Origin of the sequence: Bacillus sp. 179-C3.3 HS, assembly GCF_047229225.1 — a bacterium.
Taxonomy (GTDB): Bacteria; Bacillota; Bacilli; order Bacillales; family Bacillaceae; genus Bacillus.
On record NZ_JBFEFT010000024.1, the window covers coordinates 50,947 to 57,245 of the forward strand.

5 protein-coding genes and 1 rRNA gene are annotated in these 6,299 nt (G+C 41.7%); all 6 read right to left on the bottom strand.

The annotated features are described in order from the left end of the window. The gene (gene radA, locus AB1K80_RS14220; protein WP_412857364.1) at nt 1-1,380 is read right to left on the bottom strand and encodes a DNA repair protein RadA; all 1,380 of its coding nucleotides are present in this window, start codon (nt 1,378-1,380) and stop codon (nt 1-3) included. Nucleotides 1,381-1,471: 91 nt separating this feature from the next. Beyond that, nucleotides 1,472-3,907, bottom strand: coding sequence for an ATP-dependent protease ATP-binding subunit ClpC (clpC, locus tag AB1K80_RS14225; protein ID WP_412857366.1), 2,436 nt, complete (start codon nt 3,905-3,907; stop codon nt 1,472-1,474). Then, nucleotides 3,904-4,995 carry a protein arginine kinase gene (locus AB1K80_RS14230; RefSeq protein WP_412857368.1) on the bottom strand — a complete coding sequence of 364 codons (1,092 nt, stop codon included), beginning with the start codon at nt 4,993-4,995 and terminating at the stop codon, nt 3,904-3,906. The genes clpC and AB1K80_RS14230 overlap by 4 nt, the downstream gene beginning before the upstream one ends. 4 nt (nt 4,996-4,999) lie before the next feature. Further along, complete coding sequence (locus tag AB1K80_RS14235) at nt 5,000-5,557, bottom strand: UvrB/UvrC motif-containing protein (RefSeq protein WP_412857369.1); 558 nt, start codon at nt 5,555-5,557, stop codon at nt 5,000-5,002. 14 nt (nt 5,558-5,571) lie between these two features. Next, the gene (locus AB1K80_RS14240; protein ID WP_412857371.1) at nt 5,572-6,036 is read right to left on the bottom strand and encodes a CtsR family transcriptional regulator; all 465 of its coding nucleotides are present in this window, start codon (nt 6,034-6,036) and stop codon (nt 5,572-5,574) included. 177 nt (nt 6,037-6,213) lie between these two features. Next, nucleotides 6,214-6,299, bottom strand: a 5S ribosomal RNA gene (gene rrf, locus AB1K80_RS14245); the annotation flags it as partial.

A 6,299-nucleotide genomic window follows, 5' to 3' on the forward strand; every position in this document is an offset into this window, starting at 1 on the left:
CTATGATCCCCCTAGTGAAATACGAAGTGCCTCCGCTACATTTTCTACACCGACTAACTCAATCCCTCTAGGCTTTTTCCAACCGTCTATATTCGCCTGAGGAATAAACATTCGCTTAAATCCTAGTTTCGCTGCTTCCTGCACACGCTGTTCAATTCTTGATACTCTTCTGACTTCTCCAGTCAGACCGACTTCCCCTATAAAGCAATCTGCTTGATGCGGGGCTGCATCCTTAAAGCTTGAGGCAATACTGACGGCAATCGCCAAGTCAATCGCTGGCTCGTCAAGCTTCACCCCACCTGCGACTTTTAAATACGCGTCTTGGTTTTGGAGCAGCAATCCAACACGTTTCTCTAAAACGGCCATGAGCAATGACACACGATTATGATCAAGACCTGTTGCCATTCTCCGCGGATTTCCAAAGCTTGTCGGCGAAATTAAAGCTTGTATCTCCACAAGAACCGGTCTTGTACCTTCCATTGAGGCAACAACACACGAGCCAGATATACCCGCTGACCGCTCTTCTAAGAAAATTTCTGAAGGGTTTAATACTTCTGATAGCCCTTCCTCTTTCATTTCAAAAATGCCTAATTCATTCGTTGAACCAAATCGGTTTTTTACTGCTCTAAGGATACGAAAAGTATGATGACGCTCACCTTCAAAATAAAGAACTGTGTCAACCATATGCTCTAACAAGCGTGGACCTGCAATCGAGCCTTCCTTTGTCACGTGGCCGACAATAAATATAGGAATACCATTGGTCTTCGCAATCTTCATCAACTGTGCTGTACACTCTCTCACCTGAGAAACTGATCCCGGAGCTGAAGTAATATCACTTTGATAGACGGTTTGAATCGAATCCACCACAACAAAAGCAGGTTTCATCTCTTGTATAGCAGACGTTATAAACTCCATATCGGTTTCAGCCAAAACATGTAATGAGGCGCTTTCAATTCCAAGACGATCTGCTCTTAGCTTCGTTTGTTTAATAGACTCCTCACCAGATATGTATAACACATTCTGATTTTGATCTGAGAGCTGAGCCGATACTTGTAACAATAACGTAGACTTCCCAATCCCGGGGTCTCCACCAATGAGAACGAGAGAGCCTTTGACAATGCCACTTCCTAATACTCGGTTAAATTCTTCTAAGTTCGTTTTTATTCGGGGTTCTTCTGATGTTTCAATTGCAGAAATGGGTGAAGGTTTTTGAACGGTTTGAACAGAATGATTAAAAGCACTTCGACGATTTGCTGGCTCTTTACGAACGACTTCTTCTGTCATACTGTTCCACGTGCCGCAGCCGGGACATTTCCCCATCCATTTGGCGGATTCATAACCGCACGACTGGCATATAAATTTTGATTTTGTCTTTGCCATAGATTGAAGAATACAACTCCTTATGTTGGTCAAAAAATAAGTAAAGGGAGGCATACAGCTAAACAGTATGCCTCACACTTGTTCTACTATATTAGTTCGTAGCAGCCGTTGCTTTTACGACAATTTCTCCATTTTCCACATCTAATACGATCTGTTGACCCTTTTGAATATTGCCCTTCAGCAATTCCTCAGAAAGTCGATCCTCAACGTGCTTCTGAATCGCTCTTCTTAACGGACGAGCACCATACTCAAGGTCTACGCCTTCATCAGCAATCTTCGCTTTTGCTGCCTCTGTCAGCTCAATTGAAAGATCCTGCTCTTTTAATCGTTTAGTTAATTGATCGGACATAAGGGAAACAATCTCTTTTAGATGTTTCTTTTCAAGTGAGTGGAAGACAATGATTTCATCAATACGGTTGATGAATTCTGGTCTAAACGCACGCTTCAACTCGCCCATCACTTTGCCTTTCATATCTTTATAATTTTGACTTTCATCCTGTACGTTAAAGCCAACATATTTATTGCGCTTCAGCTCACTAGCTCCAACGTTTGACGTCATAATCAAGATCGTATTTCTAAAGTCTACAGTACGTCCTTTAGAATCAGTGAGGCGTCCATCCTCTAGCACTTGAAGTAAGATATTAAACACATCTGGATGCGCTTTTTCAATCTCATCTAAAAGTACAACAGAATATGGCTTTCTTCTGACTTTTTCGGTCAATTGGCCTCCCTCATCATAGCCAACATAGCCTGGAGGTGATCCAACAAGTCTTGAAGTAGAATGTTTCTCCATGTATTCAGACATATCAATACGAATCATCGCTTCTTCATCACCGAAAATAGACTCCGCTAAGGCTCTTGCAAGCTCGGTCTTACCAACCCCAGTTGGCCCTAAGAAGATAAAGGATCCAATCGGACGTTTCGGGTCTTTTAAGCCAGCACGAGCACGTCTCACTGCCTTTGCTACAGCCACAACCGCTTCATCCTGTCCAATCACTCGATTATGGAGTAATTGTTCCATATTCAGAAGCTTATCTGTTTCTGTTTGTGCAATTTTTGCAACAGGTACTCCCGTCCAGCTAGAGACAACCATCGCAATATCATCGACTGATACCTCTGAATTCTCTTGGCCTTGCTTTTCTTTCCACGTCTTCTTTGTCACTTCTACTTTTTCACGTAAACGCTGCTCTGTATCACGAAGTGAAGCGGCTTTTTCAAATTCTTGGCTTTGAACAGCTGCATCCTTTTCCTTGCGTACTTCATCTAGCTTTTGCTCTAATTCTTTTAAGTTAGGTGGTGTCGTGAAAGAACGTAGACGTACCTTCGAACCTGCTTCATCAATCAAATCAATCGCCTTGTCTGGAAGGAAACGATCGGAAATATAACGATCAGATAACTTTACCGCAGCCTCAATCGCTTCATCCGTAATAGATACACGGTGATGTGCTTCATAGCGATCTCTAAGCCCTCTTAAAATTTGGATGCTTTCATCGACGGATGGCTGATCGACTTGAATTGGTTGGAAACGGCGTTCAAGTGCAGCATCTTTCTCAATGTACTTACGGTACTCATCTATTGTTGTAGCTCCTATACATTGAAGCTCACCACGAGCTAAAGATGGTTTTAAAATATTGGAAGCATCAATTGCCCCTTCTGCTCCACCTGCACCAATGAGCGTATGAAGTTCATCAATGAAAAGAATGATATTTCCAGCCTGACGAATTTCGTCCATGACCTTTTTCAAACGATCCTCGAATTCACCGCGGTATTTCGTACCCGCGACAACCGTTCCCATATCAAGGGTCATCACGCGTTTATCACGCAAAATTTCAGGCACTTCATTGTGGATGATTTGTTGTGCTAGCCCTTCTGCAATCGCTGTTTTCCCTACACCTGGTTCACCAATCAGCACAGGGTTATTTTTTGTTCTTCGGCTAAGTACCTCAATCACACGTTGAATTTCTTTACTTCGGCCGATCACAGGGTCTAGACTATCCTCTTTCGCAATAGCCGTCAGGTCTCTCGCCAAACTATCCAATGTTGGCGTGTTTGCATTACTATTAGATCCTGTTGCAGACGCACCAGTCTCATTGCTGCCAAGCAGCTGTAATACTTGCTGACGTGCTTTATTTAAGCTCACTCCGAGGTTATTTAAAACACGAGCCGCTACACCCTCACCCTCACGAATAAGACCTAAAAGAATATGTTCTGTCCCGACATAGGAATGACCTAACTTTCTCGCTTCATCCATGGAAAGCTCCGTGACCTTTTTCGCTCTAGGCGTATAATGAGGAATAGCTTGAGATACCTCTTGCCCTCTTCCAATCAAGCTCTCGACTTCTTTTTGGATTTTATCTGAAACAAGACCCAGTGCTTCTAATGCTTTTGCGGCGATACCTTCACCTTCACGCACAAGGCCAAGCAAAATGTGCTCTGTTCCAATATTTTTATGGCCTAGGCGAATGGCTTCCTCTTGTGCAAGTGCTAATACCTTTTGAGCTCTTTCAGTAAATCTTCCAAACATCATATCGTTTCATCCTCCTGTCCATTCCTATGCATTTCTAAGCGCAGCCTTTCTCTAATAATTGCTGCTCGCTTTATATCTCTTTCATTTGGCTTCAAAGCTCCTCCTGAATATTGTTGAAGGAAGCCAGGCTGTGTCAAAATCATGAGCTCATTCAGTATATTACTTGAAAGTCCTTGAATGATCCCTAAATCAATACCAAGACGTACATCCGACAAACATTTTGCCGTTTCCTTCGATTCAATCATCCGACAATTAGCCAAAATCCCTAAAGATCGGTACACTCTGTCCTCAAGTTCAATTTTAGACGTTTGATAAAGTGCTTTTCGTGCAGATCGCTCCTGCTCAATTAGCTGAGCTGCCACACTATTCAAATCATCCACAATATCCTCTTCCGATTGACCAAGGGTCATTTGATTAGAAATCTGAAAGATATTTCCTATTGCTTCGCTACCCTCACCATAAATTCCTCTGACCACAAGACCTAATTGATTGATTGCAGGAATAATACGATTCATTTGTCTTGTGAGAGCCAATGCTGGTAAGTGCATCATAACGGAAGCCCTAATCCCTGTACCTACGTTAGTTGGACAGCTTGTTAAGTATCCTCTCTTTTCAGAAAACGCATAGTCTACCTGCTCCTCAATCCAATCATCAACTTGATTTGCTGCTTTTAATGCTTTAGCAAGCTGGAACCCTGGGAATAAGCATTGAATACGTATATGGTCTTCTTCATTCAGCATGACACTGATCTCTTCATTTTCAGAAAGCAAGCAACCGCCAAATCTCGATTCGGCTAAGTTCGGACTAATCAAATGTTTTTCAACAAGCACCCTTTTCTCTAAAGGCTGTGTTTCATTCATTCTGATTAGCACAAAATTTCCAATATCCTCAACTTCTTGGTTAGCAAATTTTTGCTCGAATTGCTGAAGTACAGCATCAGCCTCTTCTTGAGAAAACTGAGTTGGGAAACGAACATGTTCTAGGTTACGTGCTAGCCGAATACGACTGCTTAGAACAATGTCACTTTCTGGTCCTTTTTGTTTCATCCATTGACTTAATGCGTCTTGAATAAAATGCTGGAGCGACATGTCGTTACTCTCCCTCCCTCTGCTGAGATTGCTCAAGCTCTAATGAACGAATTTGATCGCGAACTTCCGCTGCTTTTTCAAACTCTTCCTGCTCAATCAGCTGTTTCAATTCTTGCTGCATATACTCAAGCTGCCGGCGTACATGTAGGCTACCGGCAATTCGTTTAGGAACCTTTCCATGATGGACTGTATTTCCACTATGCACTTTTCGTAACACCGGATTTAGATATTGATCAAACGTGCGATAACACTCTGCACAGCCGAAACGCCCCGTTTTTCTAAACTGTTGAAAAGTTAAGCCACACTTTGGACATTGATCCACTTCTCTTGCTTCTTGAAAAATAGATGAACCCTTGTTACTACTTGCTGTAAAATGAGGGTCGATATTCAATAAGCCTGACAATAAGTTGTGGATTGAGAAACCTTGGTTTCCACTCATAGCATATGAATCACTGTTTTCTTTTGCACATTGTTCACAAATATGCATTTCTTGTTTTTCTCCATTTATAACTTTTGTAAAGTGAAAAGTGGCTGGTCTCTCATTGCATTCTTGACAAATCAATCTTTTCACCCGCCTTACTTTAATTTCAAAGCATTTAACATCGCTTTCATCATACGAGCACGTAACTCATCTCGTTCAGGTAAATCAATATACAAAACAGAACGGTCCATGACACTAATCATCATTTTCGCTTCTCTTTCAGATAAAATATTATTTTCTACAAGGCGCATAATAATGTGATCAGATGCTGCCTGTGATAAGCGATGATATATTTGGGAAATAATATTGTTCAATAAATCAACTTCATCATTCATTTTGACTTTAATGATGCGTATATAGCCACCGCCGCCACGCTTACTTTCAACGATATAACCTCGTTCGCTCGTAAAACGTGTATTAATTACATAGTTAATTTGTGAAGGTACGCATTGAAACTTATCTGCAATCTCATTGCGTTTAATTTCCAATATTTCTCGACCATTCTGATCCAAGACTTCCTTCAAATACTGCTCGATGATATCAGAAATACTTTTTGCCACTCCGCCTCCTCCTCCATTGACTTTGACTATATTTGACTTTAACCTTACTATAAATTTTTTCGATCGATTTTTCAAGATAATCGCTCAACTAAGAGTATTATTTCCACATTTCTCACGGATCAAACCTCTTCAAAACACAAAAAAGACCAGTTCCAAACGGAACTGATCTTAAGAAAAGCTTGGCGGCGTCCTACTCTCACAGGGGGAAGCCCCCAACTACCATCGGCGCTGAAGAGCTTAACTTCCGTGTTCGGTATGGGAAC